The organism is Vibrio sp. OPT46 (assembly GCF_015163535.1).
Lineage (GTDB): Bacteria > Pseudomonadota > Gammaproteobacteria > Enterobacterales > Vibrionaceae > Vibrio > Vibrio alginolyticus.
Genome location: NZ_JADDYG010000038.1, coordinates 1 through 1,401 on the forward strand (window position 1 = coordinate 1; position 1,401 = coordinate 1,401).

The 1,401-nt window shown below is 39.7% G+C and carries 1 protein-coding gene; it reads right to left on the bottom strand.

Translation table 11 applies throughout. The annotated features are described in order from the left end of the window. Window positions 1-1,401 (bottom strand): ATP-dependent helicase (locus tag IQR33_RS02400; RefSeq protein ID WP_193843478.1); only part of this gene is annotated, 1,401 nt, incomplete at both ends.

A 1,401-nucleotide genomic window follows, 5' to 3' on the forward strand; every position in this document is an offset into this window, starting at 1 on the left:
CTTGAACTCACCGTGAACTAAGCGCCTTTGTGCATATGAGTAAATTAGATCCTTTTCTGCACGAGTGGTGGCCACATAGAATAGCCTAAGCTCTTCATGAACATTGTCTTTCTCATTACCTTTGAAGTGTGCTTCTTCTTCGCAGCCAATGACATATACACGCTTAAACTCTAAGCCCTTACTAGCGTGTTCTGTCATTAACTGAACCGCACTAGCCCCTTGCTCACCAGAATCCACCAGCATGTTAAGTTCTTTGATACAATCATGTAAGTGTCCATGAACCTCAGTGAAAGCAAAAAGGCGCTTTGTTAAGGTAATGACGTTTTGCTCTCTTTTATTAACTTCTGAGATTACTTCTGCTGTCATCTCTTGAGTTTTATACTTCTTCTTAGCGTTATCTATAATTTTGGGTTTGAACAGCTCGACCCAGATTTGATGCAAACCTTCCTCTAAGCCAGAAAGTACTTCTCCCCACTTATTTCTCAGTTCAGAATCACTAAGTTCATAGTTATTTATTTTTGCTAAGTCAGTGATTGAACCGCATTCGAACAATGCTTCTTTGATAATTGAGTGGCACTCCAACAAAGAGGCAAATCCAAGCTTTCTATCTTGAGATTTTACAGTTCCATACGTGGTCATGTACTTACAGTATTCAATAACTGTTAGGTTTTTATCAATGAGCTTTTGGCGCATAGTTACGCCCTTAGTTTTAAGACTTGCTGCATCAATGACACGTGAAGCAGCCATAACATCCTTCTCATTAGCACAGAAACGTAGGAATGCACTCCAGTCCTTTACTTCTTTACTATCAAAGAAATCCTTGTCGCCAACAACTCGGTATTCTACCCCATGCTCAATAAGTTGAGCTTCAATTGGGTCTTTGATTACTTTTGAACGATACAGAATGGCAATTTCTTCTGGTTTTAATTCACCAGATTCGATAGCCTGTTTAATCTCATTGGCTGTCGTAATTGCCTCGTCCTTGTCATTGGCAAATTGTCGGGCAATTGGCTTATCACCCTGAATATTTGCCATTGCTATCATATGTCCGTCTGTAACCTTTTGGTCTTCATGCATTAAGTCAGCAATAGCATTGGCCACATTTACAACTTGTTCAGTTGATCGAAAGTTCTCTCCCATTTGAACAATCTTCATGTCTCCGAATTCTTTTTGAGCATTTAGTAACTGACCGACATCTGCAGCCCTGAAAGCATAAATACTTTGTTTTTCATCACCAACCATAGTTAGGTTATTGCCTTGACCAACAATAAGTTTTAACAATAAGCCTTGGACTGGGTTAGCATCCTGATGCTCATCGGCAAGTACTGCTTTAAACTGGTTTTGCAACCAGGTTCTAAAACCTACATCATGTGTGAGAATTTTTACCGCATGGACGAGAAT